Raw genomic sequence first — 26,527 nt, 5'->3', positions numbered from 1 at the left:
ATTGATATTTTACAGAGAAAAATAAGTTATTGATTATCTCTTAAATGTAAAAATTTATTTACTAAATATAGTGATTATGATCACAACACTATGAGTGTTTGGTTTGATGTTGTGGCGAACCTGCTTACACTAATACTACTAATTTGAATGTGTGAAAAAAGTATACTGACCGAGATACGGAAATCTAACTGGAGAAATATAACGTGAACATTTTAGGATACGCGCAGAAGCTAGGTAAAGCTCTTATGTTACCTATTGCTACGCTCCCTGTTGCAGCCCTGCTGCTTCGACTCGGGCAAGGCGATTTATTAGATATTCCCTTTATGGCGAACGCTGGTGGGGCGATTTTTGAACACCTACCTTTGCTATTTGGTCTAGGTATCGCGGTCGGATTATCGATTGATGGTGCAGGTGCTGCTGGTATAGCCGGTGCCGTCGCCTATTTTGTTCTGACGGCGACAGCGAAAACCATTAATGCTGAGAATGATATGTCGTTCTTCGGCGGGATCTTCGCCGGTATCATTGCAGGGCATTCATATAATGCTTTTTATAAAACCAGTTTACCGCAATGGTTAGCTTTTTTCTCCGGTCGTCGTTTAGTCCCAATTATGACTGGGCTCTTTTCTTTAATTGCTGGTAGTCTGTTAGGCTTTGTTTGGCCTTACGTGCAGTCTGTGTTAGATGCGTTAGCTCATGGTATTTCTTCTTCTGGGTCTTTAGGCGAATTTGCCTACGGTGTACTTAATCGCGCCTTAATTCCAGTCGGATTACATCATGTCCTTAACACTTACATGTGGTTCGCTATGGGAACGTGTCAGGAAGTGATAGTGTCTAACGCACATGCGGCGGCCAATGCGCTACCAAACATCACTAAATTATGTGTAGCGCCAGATATCGCGAAATCCTTGGTGGCGGGTAATGTGCATACATTCCACTTTACCAATGTTGTCACACCAGAAGTCACCGCAATGGTGGATCAAGTAACAGACACGGTGAAGACAGGTGACTTGAACCGCTTCTTTGGTGGTGATTTGAGTGCTGGTCGTTTTATGAATGGCTTCTTCCCCGTGATGATGTTTGGTCTGCCCGGTGCAGCGCTAGCTATGTATCTGTGTGCGCCAGTAGAAAAACGCGCGCAAGTTGGTGGTATGTTATTCTCTGTCGCGTTTTGTGCCTTTTTAACTGGTATAACGGAACCTTTAGAGTTCTTGTTCGTGTTCTTAGCGCCAGCGTTGTACGCGATACATGCGGTCTTTACTGGGCTTTCATTTGTCATCGCCAATGCGTTTGGTACGCTTGATGGCTTTGGTTTCTCAGCCGGTTTACTTGACTTTGTCTTAAACTGGGGACTGGCGACCAAACCGCTAACGCTATTGTTGATTGGGTTTGGGTTCTTTTTCCTCTACTTCATCACGTTCTATGTGGCAATTCGTACCTTCAACCTAAAATCGCCGGGCCGTGAAGACGATGTTGCAGTAGCACCACAGCAAGGTAAGTCACAAGGTTCAACCAGCAATAAAGAGTTAGCTAAGCAGTACTTAGTTGTGCTCGGTGGACATGATAATGTCGAGAATATCGATGCGTGTATTACACGTTTGCGTCTAACGGTTAAAGACAGCCACTCGATTGATGAAGGTGAATTGAAAGCCTTAGGTGCAATGGGTGTAGTGAAACTGAGCCAGACTAGTATTCAAGTTATCTTGGGGCCAATGGCGGAAATTATTGCCGGCGAGATGAAAGAGCTCGATTAAGACTTGGTGTCTTGTATTCTATTAAAGACCCAAAAAGCCCTCATCAGAGGGCTTTTTTTACTTGATGCGCAGCTTTTAAACAGACTCCAAAGAAATAATTGGCTGAAACGCATAGTTTCTATTGTGCATCTGTTGAGAATTGTGGATCATTACTGCCATCATCGCGGTTATCATCACAAAGACAGTTTTTGATAATACGGCGACACATTTTCTGACAATACTAAATAAAATTGAGGTGCTATAGATGAGTGAAGCTGCGGCTCGTCCATCGAATTTCATCCGCCAAATCATTGATAAAGATTTAGCCGATGGTAAACACACTAGCGTGCATACTCGTTTTCCGCCAGAGCCGAACGGTTATCTGCATATCGGGCACGCCAAGTCGATCTGTTTAAACTTTGGTATTGCTCAGGACTATCAGGGACAGTGTAATTTACGCTTTGACGATACCAACCCTGAAAAAGAAGATCTTGAATACGTTGAGTCGATTAAGCAAGACGTTAGCTGGTTAGGCTTTGAATGGGCAGGGGATATCCATTATTCTTCTGATAATTTCGATAAGCTTTACGAATATGCAGTCGAACTGATTAACAAAGGTTTAGCGTATGTTGAAGAGCTAAGTCCAGAGCAGATTCGTGAATATCGCGGTACATTAACCGCACCGGGTAAACACAGTCCTTATCGTGACCGTCCTATTGAAGAAAACCTTGAGCTGTTTGAAAAAATGCGCCAAGGCGAGTTTGCAGAGGGCACAGTGTGCCTACGTGCAAAAATAGATATGTCATCATCATTTATGGTGTTGCGCGATCCTGTGTTATATCGCGTTCGTTTCGCCTCTCACCATCAAACCGGTGATAAATGGTGCATTTATCCAATGTACGATTTTACCCATTGTATTTCTGATGCGTTAGAAGGGATTACTCATTCTATCTGTACGCTTGAGTTCCAAGATAACCGTCGTTTGTACGATTGGGTACTCGAGAACATCACGGTTGATTGTGTTCCGCATCAGTATGAGTTTAGTCGTTTAAACTTAGAATATACTGTCATGTCTAAACGTAAGCTCAACCAACTTGTGACTGAAAAATTAGTGGATGGCTGGGATGACCCACGTATGCCAACCATTTCAGGTTTGCGCCGCCGAGGGTTTACCCCAGGTTCAATTCGCGAATTCTGCCAGCGTATTGGTGTGACGAAGCAAGACAACCTCATTGAATTTGGTTCACTTGAATCGTGTATTCGTGACGATTTAAATGAAAATGCACCACGTGCAATGGCGGTGTTGGATCCAGTTAAAGTCGTGATTGAAAACTACGACGCTGATCAAGTTGAAACGTTAGTGCTACAGAATCACCCGAATAAACCTGAGATGGGTACTCGTGAGGTGCCATTTACACGTGAAGTTTGGATTGAGCGTGAAGATTTTCGTGAAGAAGCGAACAAAAAATACAAACGTTTAGTGTTAGGTAAAGAAGTGCGTTTACGTGGTTCTTACGTAATCAAAGCTGAGCGTATTGAAAAAGACGCAGAAGGTAATATCACGACAATTTACTGTACGTACGATAATGAAACGCTGGGGCAGAACCCAACGGACGGCCGTAAAGTAAAAGGGGTGATTCACTGGGTATCGGCTTCTCATGGAGTGCCAGCTGAAGTGCGTCTATACGATCGCCTATTTAATGTTCCTAACCCAGGAGCGGCAAATAACTTTGCTGAAACAATCAATGCCGACTCTTTGATTGTAAAACGTGGTTTTGTTGAGCCGAGTCTGACTTCTGCTGAAGCGGAATTTGGTTACCAATTTGAACGTTTGGGTTATTTCTGCGCGGATAATAAAGATTCGTCACCAGAAGCTCTAGTCTTTAACCGCACGGTTGGTCTGCGTGATACTTGGGCAAAAATTGAAGCTAAGTAACACGTTACACTGAGAAATGTTAAAGCCAGCCTAGTGCTGGCTTTATTTTTGCTTCATGATATAGGGAATAATGTTTCAAAATTCAACGAAAAAAACAGGCAATAGTGTGAGGCCCATACGATAATTGAGCCATTACACTCATTTTTATTCGTGTTTCTATAGTTTTACCTCATTATTCCGATATATTAAATAGATCGGTATTTATTTTAAAAAGCACATAGCTGAGCCTTATATGCGTCAATTTCTTAAACGTTTGTTACTGCCTTTGGCAATAGCTGCCGTGACTCAGATTTCTTTTGTACGTGCTGAAGGGATTCGTTTAATTGGCCCAAGCGGTCAAGTTCAGTCTTCTCCCCAGTTCAGTACTAATGTGGAGCGCAACTCCCCATCGGCAGAGAGTCAACCTGCGAAATTTTTTGGACCAACCACGGAACGCGAGACCTTATGGTCCATCGCGTCACAATTACGTCCGTCTAATCAAGTAACGGTCCAACAAACGTTACTCGCTATTTATCGTTTAAATCCTCAAGCGTTTGAAAATCAAAATATTCATAGTTTATTACCTGGCAGTAATTTACGCATTCCTTCTCTAGCTCAAGTAAAAAGCGCGTCAACAGCGGAAGCTGTTCGTATTATGCGTGCTCATCAAGCACGTTTGGCGAAATCTTCAAACGCTAGCCCGTCGCCAGCCAAAACCGTTAAACAAGAACCAACGTCAGCGTCTAAAAATACCAATAACGTCGTTGAGCAACAAGTTTCCAAAATTGATAAAGAACTTAATAGCTCGACGAGCGAATTATCAGCACTGGAAGAGCGTAATCATCGTTTACGTTTAATGTTGTCTGAAGTTCAACAAGAAGTCTCTGGGCTAAAAGAGAAGCTCAACGATGATGGCCGTATTCGTACCGAGTTTGAAAAATTACAAGCAGAGCAGCAATCCAAGCGTCAAGAAGCCAGCAAACTGCAAGAAAGCACGTGGGATCAATTATCCTCTAACGGTTGGTTAATCGGCTTGTTAGCACTGCTCCCCGGTTTATTGATTGGTCTGCTGGTAGTGTGGCTACTTGGCCGCCGTAAGAAAGAAGAGCCGGTGGTAGAAGACACGGCTGTGCCTGAAAGTGAAGAACCATCATTAGTCATGACAGATGACTCGTTAATCATGGAAGAGGACGACCTCAAATTAGATGACGATCTGTTTGGTGAAGATCCATCAAGTGATGAAGAGAAGTTATTTGGAGATGAGTCCAGCTTAGAAGCGGATGAAGACGATTTATTCTCTGAACTAGCAAGTAGTGATATCGACTTTGACTTAGAAGATGAGAATGATGGCGAGGACTTATTTGCGGGTATTGCCGATGATGGTGAATTAACCAGTGAAGAAAATCAAGCGTCAGCTGAGCCTGCGATGTCTGAAGAGGAACTGGATTCGTTATTAGGAAAAGAGGAACCCTCAGAAGACTTAGGCAGCGATGGACTTGATCAGTCACTGCTTGACGAATTATTTGCTGAACCAGAAGATGCAGAGCAAGATCCACTCGAACTCGGTCTTCCGGAAGATTTGGATCTCAGCAGCAGTGTTGCATCAGATGAAGAGCTCGATGATTTATTTAATAGTATTTCTCAGCAGCCTGATTTAGAGACGTTAGAAGAGCAAGCTTCGACTGAAGAAGCCTCGGCTGCACCAGAAGAGGATGCGGCGTTGCTGGATGAACTGCTTAATGAAGCCAGTGATACAGACCCTAAAGCCAGTGAAAATGACGACTCCCCAGCGAATGCTGATGAAACCGCGCTACTTGATGAGTTGCTGGATGATGCTCAAGATGATGATGATGATTTCACACTTGAAGACGATAGCGTCGCACTACTTGATGAGTTAATGGAAGGTGCTGATGATGAAGAGCTTGGCGATTCTGAACTATTGAGTGAATTGGAATCGAGCGATCAGATGCTCGACGAGTTGTTAGAAGATAGCGATGACGACACACCGGCATTTGATGCGAATAGTAGCGATCTTCTCGATGAGGTACTTGGTGACAATTTGGATGCCGAAACGGCATTAAAAAATGATCCAGAATTAGAGGCACTGGCAGAGCAAGATCCGCAAGTTGAAGAAGATGATGGCACAGAGTTATTCGATGAATTATTAGAAATCGAGCAAAGCGCCCAGGAAAAAGCAGATAACGAGAAATTTGATAGTGAACATTTTATTGATGATTTAATCAGTAATGTGCCTGAAAAAGATCCTTTATTAGAAAGCGTTGAGTTTGAACCAGCAGTGGCAGATGACGCGGATAATGAAAGTAATATTTCATCAGAATCCTTTGATTTTGCCCCCGAAATTGAGGGACCATCTGAAGAGCCAGAGCCAGAGCCAGAGCCAGAGCCAGAGCCAGAGCCAAATGAGTTTGGTGTCCCACAAGATGATGATTGGAATATTGATGACGATGAACCGTTGCCGTCGCAGATGCTTCAGCAACCATCAGCAGAACAAGCAAGTGGCGCTGCGCCTACCTCTGAGGACGTGAATGATCCTGAGGTATTAACGTCAACAACCGAGCTTGAACAATCGGATAATAATGCGTCGTTGCCAGAAGAAGAGTCTGTTTTGGCGGGACAAAATAATTCTGATGACGATTTTGATTTCGATCTTGATGACTTTGATGTCTTCGAAGATAACGAACCTGCAGAAGACTCTGCGCCTGAGAGCAGCGCAGAACCTGTCGTTAATGACATCACAGAAGAACCGTCTGTGGAAGAAGCGCCCTTAGACACTGCGCAGACAGAAGATACAGAGCCACAGCCACAAGCAGAGAGTGAAGAAGCGGCGCAACCGCAAGCGGAAGCACGGCCTGTTGATGACGAGCCAGCGTCTACGCCGCAAAGCGCAGCGGATGAGGTGCCAAACGAGCCAGAGTCGGATGACTTTGAGCTTGAGTTTGATCTCGATGATGAATCACTGCCTGAATTCGGCGAAGATGATGTGCTAGCGTCGTTGGATGAGCCGAGTAATGAGGAATTGGATGCATCGCCTAGTCAACCAGACACAGCGGTTGAACCACCTGCGGACGCCGTAGCGGACTCCACTGTTAGCGAGCAAAGCGAGGCCGAGCCACAGCCACAAGCAGATAGTGAAGAAGCGGCGCAACCGCAAGCGGAAGCACAGCCTGTTGATGACGAGCCAGCGTCTACGCCGCAAAGCGCAGCGGATGAGGTGCCAAACGAGCCAGAGTCGGATGACTTTGAGCTTGAGTTTGATCTCGATGATGAATCACTGCCTGAATTCGGCGAAGATGATGCGCTAGCGTCGTTGGATGAGCCGAGTAATGAGGAATTGGACGCATCGCCTAGTCAACCAGACACAGCGGTTGAACCACCTGCGGACGCTGCAGCGGACTCCAATGTTAGCGAGCAAAGCGAGGCCGAGCCACAGCCACAAGCAGATAGTGAAGAAGCGGCGCAACCGCAAGCGGAAGCACAGCCTGTTGATGACGAGCCAGCGTCTACGCCGCAAAGCGCAGCGGATGAGGTGCCAAACGAGCCAGAGTCGGATGACTTTGAGCTTGAGTTTGATCTCGATGATGAATCACTGCCTGAATTCGGCGAAGATGATGCGCTAGCGTCGTTGGATGAGCCGAGTAATGAGGAATTGGACGCATCGCCTAGTCAACCAGACACAGCGGTTGAACCACCTGCGGACGCTGCAGCGGACTCCAATGTTAGCGAGCAAAGCGAGGCCGAGCCACAGCCACAAGCAGATAGTGAAGAAGCGGCGCAACCGCAAGCGGAAGCACAGCCTGTTGATGACGAGCCAGCGTCTACGCCGCAAAGCGCGGCGGATGAGGTGCCAAACGAGCCAGAGTCGGATGACTTTGAGCTTGAGTTTGATCTCGATGATGAATCACTGCCTGAATTCGGCGAAGATGATGCGCTAGCGTCGTTGGATGAGCCGAGTAATGAGGAATTGGACGCATCGCCTAGTCAACCAGACACAGCGGTTGAACCACCTGCGGACGCCGTAGCGGACTCAACTGTTAGCGAGCAAAGCGAGGCCGAGCCACAGCCACAAGCAGATAGTGAAGAAGCGGCGCAAGCGGAAGCGGAAGCACAGCCTGTTGATGACGAGCCAGCGTCTACGCCGCAAAGCGCCGCGGATGAGGTGCCAAACGAGCCAGAGTCGGATGAGTTTGATCTCGATGATGAATCACTGCCTGAATTCGGCGAAGATGATGCGCTAGCGTCGTTGGATGAGCCAAGTAATGAGGAATTGGACGCATCGCCTAGTCAACCAGACACAGCGGTTGAACCACCTGTTGACGCTGCAGCGGACTCCAATGTTAGTGAGCAAAGCGAGGCCGAGGCACAGCCTGCTGATGACGAGCCAAGCTCTCAATCAAATTCGTCTGATGAAGTCGCAAGTGGTGAACAAGATCTTGATGATGACTTCTCTATCAATCTTGACGATGATTATGAAGAGTTCACTGAGCAAGATGCACTGGAAAGCGCAGAAGGAGAATTAGAACCTGAGCCATTTGAAGATCCGGTTGGATTTAGCGAAGAGGAACTTGAACGTGAATTGGCTGATGGTAATTTCCCTGAGTTTAATGAAGAAGATGCGTTAAAGCAGCCGGATAAAGCGGCAATGCCAAACGGTATCGAACCTGCTCCGCTAACTGAACCAACGTCTCCTGATTCTCTGTTTGATGAAGAACAAGAGAGTGAGGGAAGTGACGGTGAAGAGGGTGAAGATAAAGCCGATGCCTCACTTGCGCAGGATGCAGAAGAAGAAACGCCCACAGGTGCTGACAGTGATTCAGGCACAACGAGCCCTTCTGCGAAGGATTTGGAGTTTGATGAAGCCTCACTCAATAACTGGCTAGATGACTCTCCAGAGCATACTGATTTTAGATTCGATAAACCCATTGATGCCGATACTATTGATAGCGCGGGTATGGATTTAGAAGCGATGCTTGATGTCGGCGGTGAAGATTGGAATGGTTTTAACTTAACACCAGAACAAAAATCACAAATCTCAGATGATGTGCCTGATGATTTAGCGGATATTTGGAGTAATGAAAGTCAAACACCTGCGCCTGAAATTGAAAATGAAAACTGGGGCGAGCAAGAAACACTGGATGAACTGCCTCCAGGTGCTGACCCGAGCCAGTTTATGACCATTGATGAATTGATGGCACAGGTTGAAAACGAAGAAAGCAATGTGAATGCATCGTCATTGGATGATGATGAGTTACAGCTTGATGTGGGTTTAAATGAATTTCCTGATGTTCTTGGTGATATTTCTGAAGTTGATGTCGACTTGAACGCAGCTGCTGCAGGAAAATTAGATTTAGCTAAGATGTATATGGAAATGAATGATTCTAAAGGAGCTATTAAGCTCTTAGAAGAGTCGATTGTCGATGGTGATGATGATATTCGCCAAGAAGCTAAACGTTTAATTGATCGTTTACAGGGTCGTGGTTAACAGAAAGGCGGGAATTTTTCCCGCCTTTCTGTTTGTTGATTAGAAATTTACGTCAATTACTATTATACTTCCCGACCCATTTTCAACGAGAAGAACATCATGAGAATTGCTTTAGGTATTGAGTATGATGGTGCTCGTTACTACGGTTGGCAACGACAGCGTGACGTGAGAAGCGTCCAAGAAGCGCTAGAGAAAGCATTAAGTGTCGTCGCCAATCATCCGATTGAGGTTCAATGTGCGGGTCGTACGGATGCAGGCGTTCATGGCACAGGTCAAGTGGTCCACTTTGATACCACAGCCGATCGGAAAATGGTTGCGTGGACAATGGGAGCCAATGCCAATATGCCAAAGGATATTGCGGTGCGTTGGGCGAAACCTGTCACAGAAGAGTTTCACGCACGTTTTAGCGCAACCGCAAGGCGTTATCGATATGTGATCTATAATCATGCATATCGACCGGCAATTATGGCGAGTGGTGTCAGTCACTACCATGGAGAACTCGATGCAGAACTTATGCATCAAGCTGGGCAATATCTGTTAGGCGAAAATGATTTCACTTCATTTCGCGCAGCCCATTGCCAGTCAAGGAGTCCATGGCGTAATATTATGCATATTAACATTAGCCGCCATAATCGCTATGTGGTTGTAGATATTAAAGCTAATGCGTTTGTTCACCACATGGTAAGGAACATTGTTGGCAGCTTAATTGTTGTTGGCAAAGGGGAAAAATCACCTGAATGGATTGAATGGCTATTGCAGGCTAAAGATAGAAATTTAGCTGGAGCAACAGCGAAAGCTGCTGGCTTATATTTAGTTGACGTCGATTACCCACAAGAATTTGAACTACCGAATGTTCCGATCGGTCCGCTATTTTTACCTGATGAGCTACTTTAACGGTTAATAAATAGCGAATAAAATTCTATCCAAGTTATGCGTGATGGTTGCAGAGAAAAAATAGGTACAACCAGTTTTTTGTCTACAGCGAGTTGGTTATATGCTTTAATCGCACGCATTTGTTTCTGTTTTGTATCTTTCGCGATGGTGCGGGAGTGTAGAGAGTAAAAGGTCTTCCATGAGTTGGCTCGAAAAGATTTTAGACAAAACCCATATTGTAACTTCTCGTAAAGCGAATATCCCTGAAGGGGTATGGACGAAATGTACTTCATGCGATCAGGTTCTGTATTATGCAGAATTAGAGAGAAACTTAGAAGTTTGTCCTAAGTGTGATCATCACATGCGTATGAGTGGACGTCGCCGTCTAGAAACGTTCTTAGACGCTAACACTGGTGTTGAGATCGGTGCGGAGCTTGAACCTCAAGATAAATTGAAGTTTAAAGATTCTAAGCGTTATAAAGATCGTCTCAGTGCGGCGCAAAAGAAAAGCGGTGAGAAAGATGCATTGATTGTCATGAAAGGTGAGGTAATGAGCGTGCCAGTTGTGGCGTGTGCATTCGAGTTCTCTTTCATGGGGGGCTCTATGGGATCCGTAGTAGGTGCTCGCTTTGTTAAAGCGGTGAATGCGGCGATAGAAAACCAGTGCGGTCTTGTATGTTACTCGGCCAGTGGTGGTGCGCGTATGCAAGAAGCCTTAATGTCTCTGATGCAAATGGCGAAAACCAGTGCGGCACTAGAGCGCTTATCTAAAAAAGGTTTACCTTTTATTTCAGTGCTGACCGACCCAACAATGGGTGGCGTTTCGGCAAGTCTAGCCATGCTAGGTGATATTAATGTTGGTGAGCCGAAAGCATTAATTGGCTTTGCAGGACGCCGTGTTATTGAACAAACAGTACGTGAAGACCTACCTGAAGGTTTTCAACGTAGTGAATTCTTACTAGAACATGGCGCCATCGATATGATTGTCGATCGCCGTGACATGCGTAAGCGTTTGTCAGGCTTATTAGCGAAGATGACAAACCATGAATCGACTCAGATTGAAGAAGATAACGACGATCAAGAGTCATATTCAGTACCAGAAGCAGAAAAAAAAGGGTAAAGTAGACACTAACTAAACCACGCAATCAATTGGTTATACGTTAGATGAAACAGAACCCGATCCCTCAAGCCACTTCACCTATGAGTGAGTGGCTTGATTATTTAACTCATATTCATACCTCCTCTATTGACCTCGGTCTGGAGCGAGTCTCAAAAGTTGCCACACAAGCGAACCTGACTAAGCCTGCTCCAACGGTGATCACTGTTGCTGGGACGAATGGTAAGGGGTCAACTTGTGCATTGATGGAAGCCATCTTATTAGATGCTGGCTATCGAGTTGGTGTTTACTCTTCCCCCCATTTAATTCAATACAACGAGCGTGTACGTATTAATGGTCAAATACTGCCTGATGCGAAGCATACTGACGCGTTTTCGTTTATAGAAGTGCAGCGTGGCGAGACCACTTTAAGTTTCTTCGAGTTTGGTACTCTAGCGGCATTACGTTTATTTCAAACGGAAAACGTTGATGTTGTTTTGTTGGAAGTTGGCTTAGGCGGTCGTTTGGATGCCACGAATGTGGTCAATCATGATATTTCTATGATCACGAGTTTAGCGGTCGACCATGTCGATTGGCTAGGAGATGATATTAATGTGATTGGCTTTGAAAAGGCAGGTATCTTTCGTTCCGGTAAGCCAGCCATTTGTGGGCAGCCTAAAGCGCCAGCGACGGTGGCAGCTCATGCGGATGATATCGCAGCAGAATTTCATCAAGTGGGTATTCAATTTGACTATGAACGATGTGATGACCGTACTTGGCGGTGGTGGAGTGGTAGCTTTGATTTAAATGATTTGCCGCTACCTTCTTTGCCATTACCGAACGCGGCAACGGCTTTAATGGCATTGGGTGTGTCTGAACTCGATATTTCCGATGTAAATATTGCTAATGGGCTAAAAAACGCTCAGTTGCCGGGTCGTATGCAGCAAATATCTCAGCAACCAACCATACTTTTAGATGTGGCTCATAATCCACATTCTGCACAATACTTAATGAAAGAGTTGCAGGTTCGTTATCCGCAAAAATCCTTTCATATAGTGATAGGCATGCTGCATGATAAAGATATTGATGCCACGGTTGCCGTGCTAGCTCCTAAAGTGACGGCTTGGTATCCGGCTTCCTTAAGTGGTGACAGAGCGGCGAGTGCGAGCGAGTTATGTGCTGCAATACGGCCACATACTGAGCAAGCGCTGACTGAGTTTGTGAATCCTGCTGAGGCATTTGAAACCGCCTTGACACAAGTGTCAGCACAGGATGTCATAGTAGTGGTAGGATCGTTTCACACCGTGGGTGAAGTCTTATCGCATTGGCAAAGTAGAGGAGCATAAATGGCCAGTAAATTTCAATGCCGTTTAGTAGGAACAATTGTATTAGTCGCCATTGGGGTTATCGTGTTGCCAGATATTCTCGATGGGAAAAAGAGCCATTACGACGATGATGTCGCCAGTATTCCGATTAAACCTCAAGTCGATGATCATAGTGAATCATTTGATGTGATTGAGCCAGAAAAGGATCACACCACATTACCTGATTCTCCTGTCAAAGAGGTCAAAAGTGATCGTGCTACTGCCGACACTAAGTCAGATCCGTCTGATAAAGTGGCGACAAAGATCGAGTCAACGCCGGAAAAAAATGACTATCACGACAGTGCATGGCTCATTCAGCTGATGGCTTTAAAAAATACCAGTAATGCGAAAAAAGTAGTCGCTGATTTACAAAAACGCGGTTACCAAGCGCATACCAAGCAAGAGAATGGTTTTACGCGAGTAATTATTGGGCCTGATGTTTCTAAGAGTAAATTAGAGCGTCAAATCGGTGAATTAAAAGAAATCACTGGTGCAAAAGGTCGATTGCTTAAATTTAAACCACTAAATCCATAAGAAAACGTTTGCGTCGCGTATTTTTCTGTTAAAATGCGCGCCAACTTAAGATGTAAAAAATATATGAATTGGTTAGATATCGTCATTTTAAGTGTGATCGGCCTGTCTGCGTTGATCAGCCTAGTACGAGGCTTTGCGAGAGAAGCTGTGTCATTGGTTATTTGGTTTGGGGCATTTTTTATTGCTTCGCAATATTACGCCAAGTTAGCGGTGTATTTTACCAATATTCAAGACCCAGTTTTCCGTAATGGAGCTGCAATCGCCGTATTGTTTGTCGCGACATTGATTGTTGGAGCCATCGTTAACTATGTCATTGCGCAGCTAGTGGAAAAAACAGGACTGTCTGGGACAGATCGAGTTCTGGGTGTGGTATTTGGTGCACTAAGAGGCGTATTAATTGTTTCTGCTGTATTGTTTTTCTTGGATGCGTTTACCGCATTACCAGCAACAATTTGGTGGAAAGACTCACAATTAGTGCCTCAGTTTAGCCATATTATTTCACCATTTTTTGAGCACTTACAGGCAACATCAAGTTTCCTATCTGGCGCGAAATAGCGCTAGATATAGTCGCAAATCGAGGATTAGCACATGTGTGGTATTGTTGGAATCGTGGGCACAACCCCTGTAAACCAGTCTATTTATGACGCCTTAACGGTATTGCAGCATCGTGGCCAGGATGCCGCGGGTATTTGTACCATAGAAAGCAATCGTTTTCGTCTGCGTAAGGCGAATGGATTGGTCAAGGATGTATTTGAAGCAAGACACATGCAGCGCTTGCAAGGGACTGTGGGTATAGGACACGTCCGTTATCCAACGGCTGGAAGCTCAAGTGCTTCTGAAGCTCAACCTTTCTATGTTAACTCACCTTTTGGTATAACTCTCGCGCATAATGGTAACTTAACCAATGCGAAAGAAGTCCGTGAACGAGTGTTCGCTAAAGATCGTCGTCATGTGAATACCACCTCTGATTCAGAAGTGTTGTTGAACGTCCTTGCTCATGAGATGGATACGGTCCGTGGCATGATTAACGAAGATGATGTGTTTCGTGCTATCAGTAATGTTCATCGTACTATTAAAGGTGCGTACGCCGTTGTGGCTATGATTATTGGACACGGCATGATTGCTTTTCGTGATCCCAATGGCATTCGTCCATTGTGTTTAGGTAAACGTGAGCTTGATGGTCGTACTGAATACATGGTGGCGTCTGAATCGGTTGCACTTGATGCTGTTGGCTTTGATTTCGTACGCGATGTTGCCCCTGGCGAAGCGATTTATGCGACATTTGAAGGGCAGTTGTTTACTAAGCAATGTGCTGATTTCCCAGTATTAAACCCATGTATTTTTGAGTTTGTTTATTTTGCTCGTCCAGATTCTTTTATTGATAAAGTTTCGGTATACAGTGCTCGTGTAGAAATGGGTAAAAAATTGGGTGAACGGATTAAACAAGACTTTTCTGAACTTGATATTGATGTGGTTATTCCGATCCCAGAAACATCGTGCGATATCGCACTACAGATTGCTCAAGCCATTGATAAGCCATATCGCCAAGGTTTTGTTAAAAACCGTTATGTTGGTCGCACCTTCATCATGCCGGGTCAACAGCAACGTAAGAAATCAGTACGTCGTAAACTTAACGCCATTCGCAGTGAGTTTAAAGATAAGAACGTATTACTGGTTGATGATTCGATTGTGCGCGGAACTACTTCAGAACAAATCATTGAAATGGCGCGTGATTCAGGTGCAAAGAAAGTATACATGGTCTCTGCTGCTCCTGAGATTCGTTTCCCTAACGTCTATGGTATCGATATGCCTAGCGCTAATGAGCTCATTGCACACGGCCGTGATAATGATGCCATTTGTCAGCAAATCGGCGCAGATGCGTTGATTTTTCAAACATTGGATGATTTAGTCGCCGCTGTTGGTGAAGGTAATCCTGATATTCAACGCTTTGAAACATCTGTGTTTAACGGTGAATACGTCACTGGCGACGTTGACCAAAACTATCTAGAGTTTCTTGAGTCAATGCGTAACGATGACGCTAAGCTTGAGAGCAATATTCAGCAAGAATTAGTCAATTTAGAAATGCATAACGAGGGGTAATCTCGCTCTCACTATGTAGAAAAAAGCAGCATCATAAGATGCTGCTTTTTTTATCTGTTGTATACCAGATTATCACAGTAAGAAAGGGCGCTTTTGTATAAGGCGAGTCTGCAGTGAATGAGTAGCGCCTATAATGCGCTACTCACTATTACTACGACTAGAGAACCATGGCAGCAATCCAGCCAGCGATGATCAATGGAATATTGTAGTGTAAGAAGGTTGGTACCACCGTATTCCAAATGTGCTCATGTTGACCATCTGCATTAAGACCAGAAGTTGGACCTAGGGTTGAATCTGATGCTGGTGAACCTGCGTCACCTAATGCTGCAGCCGTTCCTACCAATGCGATGGTGGCCATCGGAGAAAAACCGAAAGCTAATGCCAATGGCACATAAATAGTGGCGATGATAGGGATAGTAGAGAATGACGATCCGATCCCCATAGTAACCAATAAGCCAACCACTAACATTAATAACGCAGCCAGTGGTTTATTATCGCCTATATTGGTCGATACCGCTTGAACTAATGTTTCAACGCCACCTGTATCTTTCATTACTGCAGCAAAGCCGGCGGCAGCAATCATAATAAAACCAATCATTGCCATCATATGGACGCCTTGGTTAAATACATCGTGCGTTTCTTTCCAAGCGATCACACCACCAAAGGTAAAGACCATAAAGCCCGCTAAAGCACCAATGATCATTGATCCTGTTAATAACTGCACACTCAGTGCCGCAATAATACCGATAATCGCGACAAGGATATGGCGTTTATTAATGGTAACAACTTTAGGCTCGGTTTGCGTAAACTCTGTTTCATGGTAATGGCGAGGTTTACGGTAGCTGATAAATACGGCAATCAGTAAACCAGCAACCATCCCCAAACCTGGGAGCAGCATCGCCATCGGTACTTGTGAGGCGGTAATGTCTGTTAAGCCATTATCGCGGAGGTTTTTAAGCAAAATATTGTGTAGGAAAATGCCGCCAAATCCCACGGGTAGAACCATATAAGGCGTAATTAAACCGAAGGTTAAGACACACGCCACTAAGCGGCGATCCAGTTTAAGTTTAGCTAACACGCCTAAAAGAGGGGGAATAAGGATCGGGATGAAAGCAATATGAACGGGAATAATGTTTTGCGAAGACACTGCCATGAGCAAGAATACGACCAATACACCGTACTTAAGACCGGTTGTCGCCGCGCCATGTTCTTTACCATGGAGTCTTTTAATAACAGATTGAGCAAGTAAATCGGTAATACCAGAGCGTGAGATAGCAACTGCAAAGGTCCCAAGCATGGCATAGCTTAGGGCAATTGTAGCGCCTCCACCAAGTCCACCTTCAAAAGCGGCGACGGTATCGGTGATGCTCATACCAGACATCAAACCGCCGACTATCGCACTGAACGTTAATGCGACAACGACATTGACACGTATCAGCGCTAATAGCAGCATGATACAAACAGAAATTATTACTGGGTTCATAAATGTCTCAATTTATTTAGTTCACTAGGCAAAAATAGCCAAAGGTTTATTGTTCATTGACGTCGCTAGAAGGAGCGTCATCAACCGGAGCGATGGGCCAGCCGCCTAACGCTTTCCATTTATTCACAATACGGCAGAATAGTTCAGCCGTTTGCTCGGTATCATAAAGTGCTGAGTGGGCTTCATTATTATCAAACTCCATCCCAGCGACTCGACAAGCTTTGGCCAGTACAGTTTGCCCAAAAGCTAAGCCACTTAATGTTGCGGTATCGAAGGTTGCAAAAGGATGGAAAGGCACGCGTTTTAGTTTGCTACGTTCATTCGCTGCCATGACAAAACCATGATCAAATGCCGCATTATGTGCCACCATTATTGCGCGACTACACCCTGCATTTTTTTGTTCTTTACGAACCAGTTTGTAGATTTCTTTTAACGCATAATCTTCGCTAACAGCGCCACGTAAAGGGCTATATGGGTCACGAATTCCTGTAAATTCCAGCGCCGCTGGTTCTAGGTTGGCACCTTCAAACGGTTCAACATGAAAATGAAGAGTAGAAGCCCGATGAAGGACACCGTTTTCATCCATGCGTAACGTCACTGCGCAAATTTCTAGTAATGCATCAGTGTGTGAGTTAAAACCGGCGGTTTCTACATCAATGACAACCGGAAAGTAGCCACGAAAGCGCTTTCTTAGTGTCAATGTTTCATCAATTTCGTTCATGTTTACTCTGGTAGATATGACAAGCCCAGTATTATTACAGATTCTGAGAGTAAGAAAAACCAAACACAGCGGTTTGTATGAATAAATTATGTTGTGAGTTTCTGTATCAAGAAAAGGGACCTAATCCCATGGATTGATGGGACAACAAGCAGGGCAATGTCGTTGATAACCCCATTGAGTTAATCTTTATGGCTAGAATATTGCATAGATTCTAGCTCCACAGCGGGGTCGGCAATCCCTGTCCTTTCGTGAACCGTAAACTGAAGAGAAGACAGTTATGAAAAAAAGGGTGATGTTTGGGCTAGGCGCATTCGTTATGATGATGTCATGTCATGCCCTTGCATTTGAGCAGCGTTATGTGGCCAAACCAGAAGAGTCGACATGGACAATGGCAGAAAATACGCCACTAGAATGCCGTCTGGTACATCCGATACCTCATTATGGCACTGCGGTGTTTTCTTCGCGTGCCAGCAAGAAAATTAACTTAGATTTTGAACTCAAAATGCTGCGTCCGATGGGGAAGACGGAACCTGTCAGTTTGACTTCTATGCCGCCGGCCTGGCGTCCAGGACAAGCGGCGATGAGAATGAGCCAATTAAAGTTTTATCAGCAGTTTGATGGTTATGTAGGTGGGCAAACCGCTTGGTCGATGCTCAGTGAGTTAGAGCATGGCAATTATCCAACGTTTCATTTCCAAGATTGGCATAACTCAGGACAGACGGTTTCTGTGGCCCTATCTTCCGTACTATTTCAAGATAAATATACGGCGTTTAGCCATTGTATTTCGAGTCTATTGCCTTATAGTTTTGAAGATATTTCGTTTACGATTTTACATTATGATCAAGGGAATAGTATTGAACTGAATAAAGCTTCGCAGAAGAGGCTAAAACAAATTGCGGACTATATTCGTTATAATCAAGATATTGATTTAGTCTTGGTGGCCACGTACACCGGTTCATCCATGACAAGCGATGTCAGTCAAGATTTGTCAGACAAACGCGCAGTGTCATTACGTAAATATTTTGAATCGTTAGGGTTACCGCAAGATAGAATCCAAGTACAAGGATATGGGAAACGTCGACCTGTGGCGGATAATTCTTCCCCTATTGGTAAAGCCAAAAATAGGCGAGTGGTCATTTCTTTGGGGCGTTCGGATAAGTATTATTAGAGTGTTTAGCTAGGAATGATGTGTGAGACAAGACAAATAAAAAGTGGCCAAATGGCCACTTTTTACGAATGCAGCATGCAATAATTGAAAGGATTAACCTTCTAGACCTTTGCTTGCTTGTGAGTTTTGAATCAACTCGATTTTGTAGCCATCTGGGTCTTGTACAAATGCGATTTGAGTCGTGCCGCCTTTGACTGGGCCTGGCTCGCGAGTCACACTGCCACCCGCTGCTTTTATTGTGTCACAGGTTGTATAAATATCATCGACACCAATAGCGATATGACCATACCCATCGCCAAGATCGTAGCTTTCTTGACCCCAGTTATACGTTAGCTCGATGACGGCACCTTCTGATTCTTCACAGTAGCCAACAAAAGCCAAGGTGTATTTGTATTCTGCGTTTTCGCTTTGACGTAGCAGTTTCATGCCCATGATCTTAGTATAGAACTCGATAGAGGTATCAAGGTTACCGACACGTAGCATCGTATGTAAAATACGGTTGTTTGACATTGTGTGCTCCTAATCTTCCGGATAAATTTTGTCTTTGTATTCACAAAGATCTTCGATAATACAGCTTCCACAGCGTGGCTTTCTCGCTACGCAGGTGTAGCGTCCATGAAGGATTAACCAATGATGGACGTCCACTTTAAATTCTTTAGGAACGACTTTTAATAATTTTTGCTCTACATCATCGACCGTTTTGCCCATCGCTAATTTGGTGCGATTGGCAACTCGGTAGATATGTGTATCAACGGCAATCGTTGGCCAGCCAAAGGCGGTATTTAATACCACATTTGCCGTTTTACGCCCGACTCCTGGTAGTGCTTCAAGCGCTGCGCGATCTTGGGGGATTTCACCACCATGTAGACTCACCAAGCGTTGACATGTCTTAATGACATTCTCTGCTTTTGAGTTAAATAAGCCAATGGTTTTTATATACTCTTTAACGCCATCGACACCTAATGCCAAAATGGTTTCAGGTGTATTAGCGACAGGGTACAACTTGGCTGTTGCTTTATTGACGCTGACATCAGTCGCTTGTGCTGACAATAACACAGCGATTAATAACTCGAAAGGGGACTGCCAGTTCAACTCTGTTTGCGGGTGTGGGTTATTCTCTCGAAGTCTTTCGAGAATTTCACGGCGTTTTATATTATTCATGATAGTGGCTTTCAGTAAAACAGCCTCATTACTCAGTACTAATGAGGCTATCGTTATGCTTATATGAGGTGATGTGAACGCTATCCAGCGTTAGTCACACGAGCCCGTTCAATCTCTGGTTTCGCTTGCTGTGGCTGGCGATCAGCAATACGTTTATCAATCACATTTTTAAGAGCGATTAATAAGCCAACGCCGAAAAACGCGCCAGGTGGTAGTAACGCCAGCAAAAACTTATTATCAAAATGAAACAGTTCAATACGCAGTGATGTTGCCCAATCACCGAGGAGTAAATCGGCGCCATCAAACAGGGTGCCATTACCTAAAATTTCACGCAAAGTCCCTAATACTACGAGTACTGCTGTCATACCTAACCCCATCCATAAACCATCTAATGCAGATGGTATTACATCATTTTTGGATGCAAAGGCTTCAGCGCGTCCAATGATAATGCAGTTCGTCACGATGAGCGGGATAAAAATACCTAAGGATAAATAGAGGCCGTAGGCATAGGCATTCATGAGTAATTGTACACACGTTACCAATGACGCGATGATCATGACAAATACGGGAATACGCACTTCTTTTGGGACATGATCACGCACTAAAGAGACGATGACATTGGAACCGACTAATACGAGCAATGTCGCAATGCCTAACCCTAACGCATTGGTCACCGTAGAGGAAACCGCAAGTAGCGGGCATAAGCCCAATAACTGTACGAGCGCAGGGTTATTATCCCACATACCATCTTTTAAGAGTTTTTTGTTCATGTCCATATTAATCTACCTCACATTGGTGAGCTTGGGCGAACAGTTTAGCGTGGTTTTTTTCGACAAACAGTGCTGTATTACGTACCGCTTTTACGACGGCGCGTGGCGTAATCGTTGCCCCTGTAAATTGATCGAATTGTCCGCCATCTTTACGGACTTTCCACGTATCGTAATTTTTCTTGGTCACTGTTTTACCAGTGAAACCTAAAATCCAGTCCGAGACTCGTATATCGATTTTATCGCCCAGACCCGGCGTTTCATTTTGTGATAGCACGCGAGTGCCCGTAATCACACCCTGTTTATTGATACCGACAATGATTTTGATTGCTCCGTTATATCCATCGGGAGCGATCGCTTCAATCGCTATCGCTGAATAATCACCATTTTTAGTACCAAAGTAAGCGGGCATCGCTTGATTTGTGCCTAATTGCGGGTCGCGAATCATGGCACATGTGTTGGATAACACATTATCATGTAGTGCTTTAGGCACGACTTGATTTAAAATCGAGAGCAATTGTGCTTGTTCTTGCTCTTGAATTTTATCTTGTGTTAAATAATTTGTCAGTGCCACCACACCAGTAGAGGCACAAGCGAAAATGGCCAAAATGGTGCCATTTTTACGAATAGCATTGAGCATACGTTTCCTTAATGACCATAAGTTCTAGGTTTGGTGTAGTAATCAATCATAGGGACGCACATATTGGCTAGAATCACCGCAAAGGCGACCCCATCGGGATAACCGCCCCAGCTACGTATAATGACGATAAGACTCCCGATGAATGCTCCATATACGAGCCGCCCTTTATCTGTGGTTGAGGCGGATACGGGATCCGTTGCGATAAAGAATGCCCCTAACATCGTTGCACCAGAGAATAAGTGTATTAATGGGCTAGGGGTCGTTCCTGGAATCAACAAAGTAATCACCGAACTGGTGATCAATAATCCTGCAATGAAAGCCACTGGGATATGCCAGTTAATAATTCGCATACGTATTAGCGCTAAACCGCCAGCCAAGTAAGCAAGGTTGACCCATTGCCACCCCACGCCAGCAAGCAAACCGAATTGTGGTTTTTGCATAATCTCATTTAATGATTCTCCGGCACGCACTGATGTTTTAATCGTATCTAATGGCGTCGCCATACTGACTCCATCTAAGCCAGTGCGAAGCTGTTGCAGTGAATAACCATCGATACTAAACCCGGTAAAAATTAACGAGATCGAATCACTCAAAGAAATCGCTTGCGGGGCAAACTGCGATGGTGGAATCCAACTGGTCATTTGTACGGGAAACGAAATAAGCAAAACGACGTACCCCACCATAGCGGGATTAAACGGGTTTTGTCCTAAGCCGCCATAGAGTTGTTTACTGATCACAATGGCAAATATGAGGCCAATGACCAATAGCCACCACGGAGATAATGGCGGGATGGAAATCGCGAGTAGCCAAGCTGTGACCAGTGCACTGTTATCACGCAGTGCTGTGCTGATTGGGCGTTTACGGCATTTCATGACAATAGCTTCGCAGCTTAATGCCACTACGATCGCAAAGAGTAACTGTATTAAAGTGCCCCAGCCAAAATAGTAGAGTTGGGCAATCAGGCCTGGAATGGCGCATACCGCTACCCATTTCATAATGTCAGCAGTGCTCCGCTTCACATGGGTATGCGGTGAACTTGCTATAAAAAAGGCCACTAGTCATTCTCCTCAGAATTGTTAGATGGACGTTGTTTATTGGCGGCTTTACGTGCTTTAGCGCGAGCAATCGCAGCGGCGACGGCGGCCTTTTTCGGGTCAGCGTCAGGCTGAGGCTCATCATCTACGCTTGGCGCCGTATTCGGCGCCGATGCTAGCGATGATGCGTCTTGCTCTGGCTCTGCCTGAGAGTCATCAGTGTCAGATTGTGCCTGTTGCTGCTTACGTGCTTTGGCACGAGCAATCGCAGCGGCGACGGCGGCCTTTTTCGGGTCAGCGTCAGGCTGAGGCTCATCATCTGTGCTTGGCGACGTATTCGGCGCCGATGCTAGCGATGATGCGTCTTGCTCTGCCTGAGAGTCATCAGTGTCAGATTGTGCCTGTTGCTGCTTACGTGCTTTGGCGCGAGCAATCGCAGCGGCGACGGCGGCCTTTTTCGGGTCAGCGTCAGGCTGAGATTCATCATCCGTGCTTGGCGCCGTATTCGGCGCCGATGCTAGCGATGATGCGTCTTGCGCTTGCTGTTCTTGAGAGTCATCGGTGTCAGATTGTGCCTGTTGCTGCTTACGTGCCTTGGCGCGAGCAATCGCAGCGGCGACGGCGGCCTTTTTCGGGTCAGCGTCAGGCTGAGATTCATCATCTGCGCTGGGCGACGTATTCGGCTCGGGTGCTAGCGATGATGCGTCTTGCGCTTGCTGTGCTTGAGAGTCATCGGTGTCAGATTGTGCCTGTTGCTGCTTACGTGCCTTGGCGCGAGCAATCGCAGCGGCGACGGCGGCCTTTTTCGGGTCAGCGTCAGGCTGAGATTCATCATCTGCGCTTGGCGACGTATTCGGCGCCGACGCTAGCGATGATGCGTCTTGCGCTGGCTGTGCCTGAGAGTCGTCGGTGTCAGGTTGTGCTTGTTGCTGCTTACGTGCCTTAGCGCGAGCAACCGCAGCGGCGACGGCATCTTTCTTATCACTGCCGTTGCTGGTTTCAGTCTCGTTAGCTACTGTATCTTTTGATGGCTCAGCTTGCTGCTGCTTACGTGCTTTGGCGCGAGCTACAGCAGCGGCGACGGCGTCTTTTTTCCCATTGCCTTCATTAGTGTCCGCCGTTGATGAAGCGGTGTCATTCGTCGCAGATTCATGCTCTGAATGGGACGCTTTTTGTGCTTGCTGGGCGGCTTTACGCTCACGGGCCTGACGTTTACGTTCTTCACGTAATTTCATCATTTCGCTATTATCAGGGGTCTCCGCATCTTTGTTCATTGCTTCAGCTTGTTGGGCTTTGGCACGAGCAATTGCTGCAGCGACAGCCGGTTTTGGCCCTGCGTCTTGTTGTGTTGCTTGTTTTTGTGATTTTACGCGCTCAATCGCTGCAGATACTGCGTCATTGCCGCCACTGGTTTCCGTCATTTTCTGGCGGCGTTGTTCAGCTGCTTTTTTGTGGCGATTTTCTCGTTCTTCTTTCTCACGTTCCATGCGTGCTTTTTTCGCTTCAAAGCGTTGTTTCGCTCGTTCAGCGGCTTCTGATTCTAGGCGGCGTTCACGAATTTCTGCTTTCGCTTGGCGGTAATATTGAACTAATGGAATGTCGCTTGGACAGACATAGGCGCAAGCACCACACTCAATACAATCTTTTAAATCAAGCTCTTCACACTTTTCGTATTCTTCCGCTTTCGCATGCCAAAAGAGCTGCTGCGGTAATAATGAAGCTGGGCACGCGTCGGCACAAGCACTACAGCGAATACAGGGCATTTCAGGTTTCGGTGGCGCTAATTCTCGGCGCGTGGGCGCTAAAATACAGTTGGATATTTTGGTGATCGGCACGCCGCTATGGGGAAGAGTAAAGCCCATGAGAGGTCCACCCATAATCAAACGGGGAACTTTTTTATCTTCTTTATAACCAAATTGGTCTAATAAAAATTGAATCGGCGTACCTAAGCGAGCCCAGACATTTTGTGGGTGCTTTATGGCTTTACCGGTGAGTGTCACGACACGTTGAATTAATGGCTCACCATCCATCACGGCATGTTTTATCGCGTGAACCGTACCAACATTAAAGACCATTTGGCCGAGTTCAGAAGAACGTCGTCCGCTAGGGACTTCTTGATTGGTTAACAATTTAATTAATTGTTTAGCTCCGCCTGATGGGTATTTGGTCGGCACGACACGTATGACAATGTTGTCGTGATGTTGTGCGGCCGTTTCCAGCGCTTTAATCGCTTGTGGCTTGTTATCTTCAATCCCAATAATGGTCAGCTTTGGGGACAAAATATGCTCAACCACCTCAATGCCGGCGATAATGTCAGCGGCATATTCGCGCATCAATGCATCATCGGCAGTAATATAAGGTTCGCACTCGGCCGCATTGATGATGACCATATCAATTTTGGCTTGGCCTGATTCAATTTTACGCGCGGTTGGAAAACCGGCTCCACCCATACCGGAAATACCAGCTTGGCGAATATGTTCAATCACATCCGCTGGCGTAGCCAAATGATAATCGCGGTAGGGAGTACGCTCAATCCAACGATCGTCGCCGTCAGATTCCAAAATCAAACACGGTTCACTTAAGCCAGAAGGATGGGGAACCGTTCTATCTTCAATGGCTTTGATTGTACCGGAGGTTGGCGCATGAATAGGCACAGTGAATGCGGTATTGCATTGGGTTAGCGGCTGACCTTTTAACACATGATCACCCACTTTGACGCTCACACTGCCAGCACGGCCAATATGTTGTTTTAATGGCAGTATTAACTCGTGAGGCACGCCAGCGTCAGCGAGAGGTTTTTTAGTGGATTGTTTTTTATTTTCTGGTGGATGGATCCCACCAGGAAAATCCCACAATTTGCCACTTTTGATTTGCTCGATTAATGACATGTTATCCATTATTTCACACCCTGTTCAGCGGCGGCATTGGTCACGTCAACAATAGGAATGGCATCTAATTTCCATTTCCAGTTATCAGGGGTGGTTTCGACAGGGATCATTTCAATACAGTCAGTTGGGCACGGTGCGACACATAAATCACAACCAGTACATTCATCTTTGATCACGGTATGTAATGCTTTCGTGCCACCAACAATAGCATCAACTGGGCACGCTTGGATGCATTTAGTGCAGCCAATGCACATATCTTCGTGGATAAATGCGACGGTTTTGACATTGTCTTCAAGGTCATGTGCAGGCTCTGGGACATCGACTCCCATGAGATCAGCCAATTTTTCGATCGTCGCTTGTCCGCCTGGAGGACACTTGTTAATGGTATCGCCATTGGCGATCGCTTCGGCATACGGGCGGCACCCCGGATAGCCACATTGGCCACATTGAGTTTGGGGAAGAATCGAATCGATTTGATCGACAATCGGGTCGGCATCGACTTTGAAACGCACAGATGCAAATCCAAGTATTGCACCGAATACAGCCGCGAGAACGGCCAGTGCAATTACAGCAATCAAGATGGTACTCATTACAGTTTCACCAATCCGGTAAAGCCCATAAAGGCAAGAGACATTAATCCTGCGGTGATCATCGCAATCGATGCACCTTTGAAAGGAGCAGGAACATCGGCAACGTGGATCCGTTCACGCATTGAAGCAAAGAGAATTAACACCAAAGAAAACCCTAAAGCGGCTCCAAATCCGTAAATGATGGATTCGATAAAGTTATGATTTTCATTAATGTTAAGTAATGCCACACCGAGCACTGCACAGTTGGTTGTGATTAACGGCAAAAAGATACCGAGTAATCGATATAGTGTTGGGCTGGTTTTATGCACCACCATTTCAGTAAATTGCACAACCACCGCAATCACTAAAATAAAACTCATGGTACGCAGGTAATCAATACCCAGCGGTCTTAAAATATAGGTTTCAACAAGATACGAACATACGGACGCTAACGTTAATACGAACGTTGTCGCTAATCCCATGCCAATGGCTGTTTCCAGTTTTTTAGAAACCCCCATGAATGGGCATAAACCTAAAAATTTTACGAGTACAAAATTGTTAACCAGCACAGTGCCGATCAACAGCAACACATATTCGGTCATAGTCAGCCTAGGGTGAAATTCTGATCCTAGTATTATCCGTTTTTGTTGCGAGGATAACAACCGAGGAAAGCTAGGGTTTTATACGGCTGAATAAAATCTGTTCGAGCATTGCTAGTCGGAGCACGAGTCAGGGTACGGCGCCGTATCTGGATATTGAATGTATTAGTGATTCAATTGTGGTAATTGTAACACAACACATTATCAAAAGAAGGGAAGGTTGGGTGGTCTTTATGTGCCTCTTAGGAGATTGGGTGAATCCTTATACCAATCATCGCGTTGCATTATTAACTGCCATGTAATTTGCCGAAGGCGTCAACGCGAAAGCTCTTCAATAAACCCCAAAAATACGGCGTCAAGTACACACATGGTGAGTATGTACTTG

General features: G+C 45.4%; 20 protein-coding genes. 10 read left to right on the top strand and 10 right to left on the bottom strand.

Annotated features, from left to right (window positions below):
- The first annotated feature begins 203 nt into the window (after window positions 1-203).
- From nagE to purF, 9 genes are all read left to right on the top strand, one after another.
- Window positions 204-1,751 carry an N-acetylglucosamine-specific PTS transporter subunit IIBC gene (gene nagE, locus OCU30_RS08280; protein ID WP_077312286.1) on the top strand — a complete coding sequence of 516 codons (1,548 nt, stop codon included), beginning with the start codon at window positions 204-206 and terminating at the stop codon, window positions 1,749-1,751.
- A 244-nt stretch (window positions 1,752-1,995) separates the two neighbouring features.
- A complete protein-coding gene (glnS, locus tag OCU30_RS08275; RefSeq protein WP_077312288.1) occupies window positions 1,996-3,666 on the top strand; it encodes a glutamine--tRNA ligase in 1,671 nt (556 codons plus the stop codon).
- A gap of 232 nt (window positions 3,667-3,898) precedes the next feature.
- Window positions 3,899-9,145: a FimV/HubP family polar landmark protein gene (locus OCU30_RS08270; RefSeq protein WP_261821298.1), complete on the top strand. Its 5,247-nt coding sequence runs from the start codon at window positions 3,899-3,901 to the stop codon at window positions 9,143-9,145.
- A gap of 99 nt (window positions 9,146-9,244) precedes the next feature.
- Complete coding sequence (gene truA, locus OCU30_RS08265; RefSeq protein ID WP_077312292.1) at window positions 9,245-10,039, top strand: tRNA pseudouridine(38-40) synthase TruA; 795 nt, start codon at window positions 9,245-9,247, stop codon at window positions 10,037-10,039.
- Window positions 10,040-10,217: 178 nt separating this feature from the next.
- Complete coding sequence (gene accD, locus OCU30_RS08260) at window positions 10,218-11,138, top strand: acetyl-CoA carboxylase, carboxyltransferase subunit beta (RefSeq protein ID WP_077312294.1); 921 nt, start codon at window positions 10,218-10,220, stop codon at window positions 11,136-11,138.
- A gap of 44 nt (window positions 11,139-11,182) precedes the next feature.
- Complete coding sequence (folC, locus tag OCU30_RS08255; RefSeq protein ID WP_077312296.1) at window positions 11,183-12,460, top strand: bifunctional tetrahydrofolate synthase/dihydrofolate synthase; 1,278 nt, start codon at window positions 11,183-11,185, stop codon at window positions 12,458-12,460.
- Window positions 12,461-13,012, top strand: a complete 552-nt coding sequence (locus tag OCU30_RS08250; RefSeq protein WP_077312298.1) for an SPOR domain-containing protein — start codon at window positions 12,461-12,463, stop codon at window positions 13,010-13,012.
- Between the two features lie 63 nt (window positions 13,013-13,075).
- The gene (locus OCU30_RS08245; protein ID WP_077312300.1) at window positions 13,076-13,567 is read left to right on the top strand and encodes a CvpA family protein; all 492 of its coding nucleotides are present in this window, start codon (window positions 13,076-13,078) and stop codon (window positions 13,565-13,567) included.
- Between the two features lie 33 nt (window positions 13,568-13,600).
- Window positions 13,601-15,112 (top strand): amidophosphoribosyltransferase, encoded by a 1,512-nt coding sequence (gene purF / locus OCU30_RS08240; RefSeq protein ID WP_077312302.1) that lies wholly within the window; start codon window positions 13,601-13,603, stop codon window positions 15,110-15,112.
- 157 nt (window positions 15,113-15,269) lie between these two features.
- On the opposite strand, the gene OCU30_RS08235 is transcribed toward purF, so the two are convergent.
- A complete protein-coding gene (locus OCU30_RS08235) occupies window positions 15,270-16,595 on the bottom strand; it encodes a Na+/H+ antiporter family protein (protein WP_077312305.1) in 1,326 nt (441 codons plus the stop codon).
- A gap of 46 nt (window positions 16,596-16,641) precedes the next feature.
- Window positions 16,642-17,316, bottom strand: coding sequence for a ribonuclease T (gene rnt, locus OCU30_RS08230; protein ID WP_077312307.1), 675 nt, complete (start codon window positions 17,314-17,316; stop codon window positions 16,642-16,644).
- Window positions 17,317-17,593: 277 nt separating this feature from the next.
- Between rnt and motY the strand changes: the two genes are divergently transcribed.
- Complete coding sequence (motY, locus tag OCU30_RS08225) at window positions 17,594-18,484, top strand: flagellar protein MotY (protein WP_077312309.1); 891 nt, start codon at window positions 17,594-17,596, stop codon at window positions 18,482-18,484.
- A gap of 93 nt (window positions 18,485-18,577) precedes the next feature.
- On the opposite strand, the gene gloA is transcribed toward motY, so the two are convergent.
- The 8 genes from gloA to rsxA form a co-directional block, all read right to left on the bottom strand.
- Window positions 18,578-18,994 carry a lactoylglutathione lyase gene (gene gloA, locus OCU30_RS08220; RefSeq protein ID WP_077312311.1) on the bottom strand — a complete coding sequence of 139 codons (417 nt, stop codon included), beginning with the start codon at window positions 18,992-18,994 and terminating at the stop codon, window positions 18,578-18,580.
- A gap of 9 nt (window positions 18,995-19,003) precedes the next feature.
- The gene (nth, locus tag OCU30_RS08215) at window positions 19,004-19,645 is read right to left on the bottom strand and encodes an endonuclease III (RefSeq protein ID WP_077312313.1); all 642 of its coding nucleotides are present in this window, start codon (window positions 19,643-19,645) and stop codon (window positions 19,004-19,006) included.
- An 80-nt stretch (window positions 19,646-19,725) separates the two neighbouring features.
- Window positions 19,726-20,421 carry an electron transport complex subunit E gene (locus OCU30_RS08210; RefSeq protein ID WP_077312315.1) on the bottom strand — a complete coding sequence of 232 codons (696 nt, stop codon included), beginning with the start codon at window positions 20,419-20,421 and terminating at the stop codon, window positions 19,726-19,728.
- Window position 20,422: 1 nt separating this feature from the next.
- Window positions 20,423-21,052, bottom strand: a complete 630-nt coding sequence (rsxG, locus tag OCU30_RS08205; protein ID WP_077312317.1) for an electron transport complex subunit RsxG — start codon at window positions 21,050-21,052, stop codon at window positions 20,423-20,425.
- Window positions 21,053-21,060: 8 nt separating this feature from the next.
- Entirely contained in the window at window positions 21,061-22,107 is a 1,047-nt protein-coding gene (gene rsxD, locus OCU30_RS08200; RefSeq protein ID WP_077312319.1) for an electron transport complex subunit RsxD, read from the bottom strand.
- Window positions 22,107-24,983 (bottom strand): electron transport complex subunit RsxC, encoded by a 2,877-nt coding sequence (gene rsxC, locus OCU30_RS08195; protein WP_261821297.1) that lies wholly within the window; start codon window positions 24,981-24,983, stop codon window positions 22,107-22,109. The genes rsxD and rsxC overlap by 1 nt, the downstream gene beginning before the upstream one ends.
- On the bottom strand, window positions 24,983-25,564 hold the full coding sequence (gene rsxB / locus OCU30_RS08190) for an electron transport complex subunit RsxB (protein ID WP_077312321.1): 582 nt from the start codon (window positions 25,562-25,564) through the stop codon (window positions 24,983-24,985). The genes rsxC and rsxB overlap by 1 nt, the downstream gene beginning before the upstream one ends.
- Window positions 25,564-26,145, bottom strand: a complete 582-nt coding sequence (gene rsxA, locus OCU30_RS08185; RefSeq protein WP_077312324.1) for an electron transport complex subunit RsxA — start codon at window positions 26,143-26,145, stop codon at window positions 25,564-25,566. The genes rsxB and rsxA overlap by 1 nt, the downstream gene beginning before the upstream one ends.
- Between the last annotated feature and the right edge of the window lie 382 nt (window positions 26,146-26,527).

The sequence above is a fragment of the Vibrio palustris genome, from assembly GCF_024346995.1.
Taxonomy (GTDB): Bacteria; Pseudomonadota; Gammaproteobacteria; order Enterobacterales; family Vibrionaceae; genus Vibrio; species Vibrio palustris.
The sequence above is the reverse complement of the archived record's forward strand: the minus strand, read 5'-3'. Positions and strand labels throughout refer to the sequence as shown.

Bases quoted from the DNA above. Each gene is read 5' to 3' on its own strand.
- glnS (WP_077312288.1), top strand. From the start codon at position 1,996: ATGAGTGAAGCTGCGGCTCGTCCATCGAATTTCATCCGCCAAATCATT.
- OCU30_RS08270 (WP_261821298.1), top strand. From the start codon at position 3,899: ATGCGTCAATTTCTTAAACGTTTGTTACTGCCTTTGGCAATAGCTGCC.
- truA (WP_077312292.1), top strand. From the start codon at position 9,245: ATGAGAATTGCTTTAGGTATTGAGTATGATGGTGCTCGTTACTACGGT.
- accD (WP_077312294.1), top strand. From the start codon at position 10,218: ATGAGTTGGCTCGAAAAGATTTTAGACAAAACCCATATTGTAACTTCT.
- folC (WP_077312296.1), top strand. From the start codon at position 11,183: ATGAAACAGAACCCGATCCCTCAAGCCACTTCACCTATGAGTGAGTGG.
- OCU30_RS08250 (WP_077312298.1), top strand. From the start codon at position 12,461: ATGGCCAGTAAATTTCAATGCCGTTTAGTAGGAACAATTGTATTAGTC.
- OCU30_RS08245 (WP_077312300.1), top strand. From the start codon at position 13,076: ATGAATTGGTTAGATATCGTCATTTTAAGTGTGATCGGCCTGTCTGCG.
- purF (WP_077312302.1), top strand. From the start codon at position 13,601: ATGTGTGGTATTGTTGGAATCGTGGGCACAACCCCTGTAAACCAGTCT.
- OCU30_RS08235 (WP_077312305.1), bottom strand. From the start codon at position 16,595: ATGAACCCAGTAATAATTTCTGTTTGTATCATGCTGCTATTAGCGCTG.
- rnt (WP_077312307.1), bottom strand. From the start codon at position 17,316: ATGAACGAAATTGATGAAACATTGACACTAAGAAAGCGCTTTCGTGGC.
- motY (WP_077312309.1), top strand. From the start codon at position 17,594: ATGAAAAAAAGGGTGATGTTTGGGCTAGGCGCATTCGTTATGATGATG.
- gloA (WP_077312311.1), bottom strand. From the start codon at position 18,994: ATGTCAAACAACCGTATTTTACATACGATGCTACGTGTCGGTAACCTT.
- nth (WP_077312313.1), bottom strand. From the start codon at position 19,645: ATGAATAATATAAAACGCCGTGAAATTCTCGAAAGACTTCGAGAGAAT.
- OCU30_RS08210 (WP_077312315.1), bottom strand. From the start codon at position 20,421: ATGGACATGAACAAAAAACTCTTAAAAGATGGTATGTGGGATAATAAC.
- rsxG (WP_077312317.1), bottom strand. From the start codon at position 21,052: ATGCTCAATGCTATTCGTAAAAATGGCACCATTTTGGCCATTTTCGCT.
- rsxC (WP_261821297.1), bottom strand. From the start codon at position 24,983: ATGGATAACATGTCATTAATCGAGCAAATCAAAAGTGGCAAATTGTGG.
- rsxB (WP_077312321.1), bottom strand. From the start codon at position 25,564: ATGAGTACCATCTTGATTGCTGTAATTGCACTGGCCGTTCTCGCGGCT.
- rsxA (WP_077312324.1), bottom strand. From the start codon at position 26,145: ATGACCGAATATGTGTTGCTGTTGATCGGCACTGTGCTGGTTAACAAT.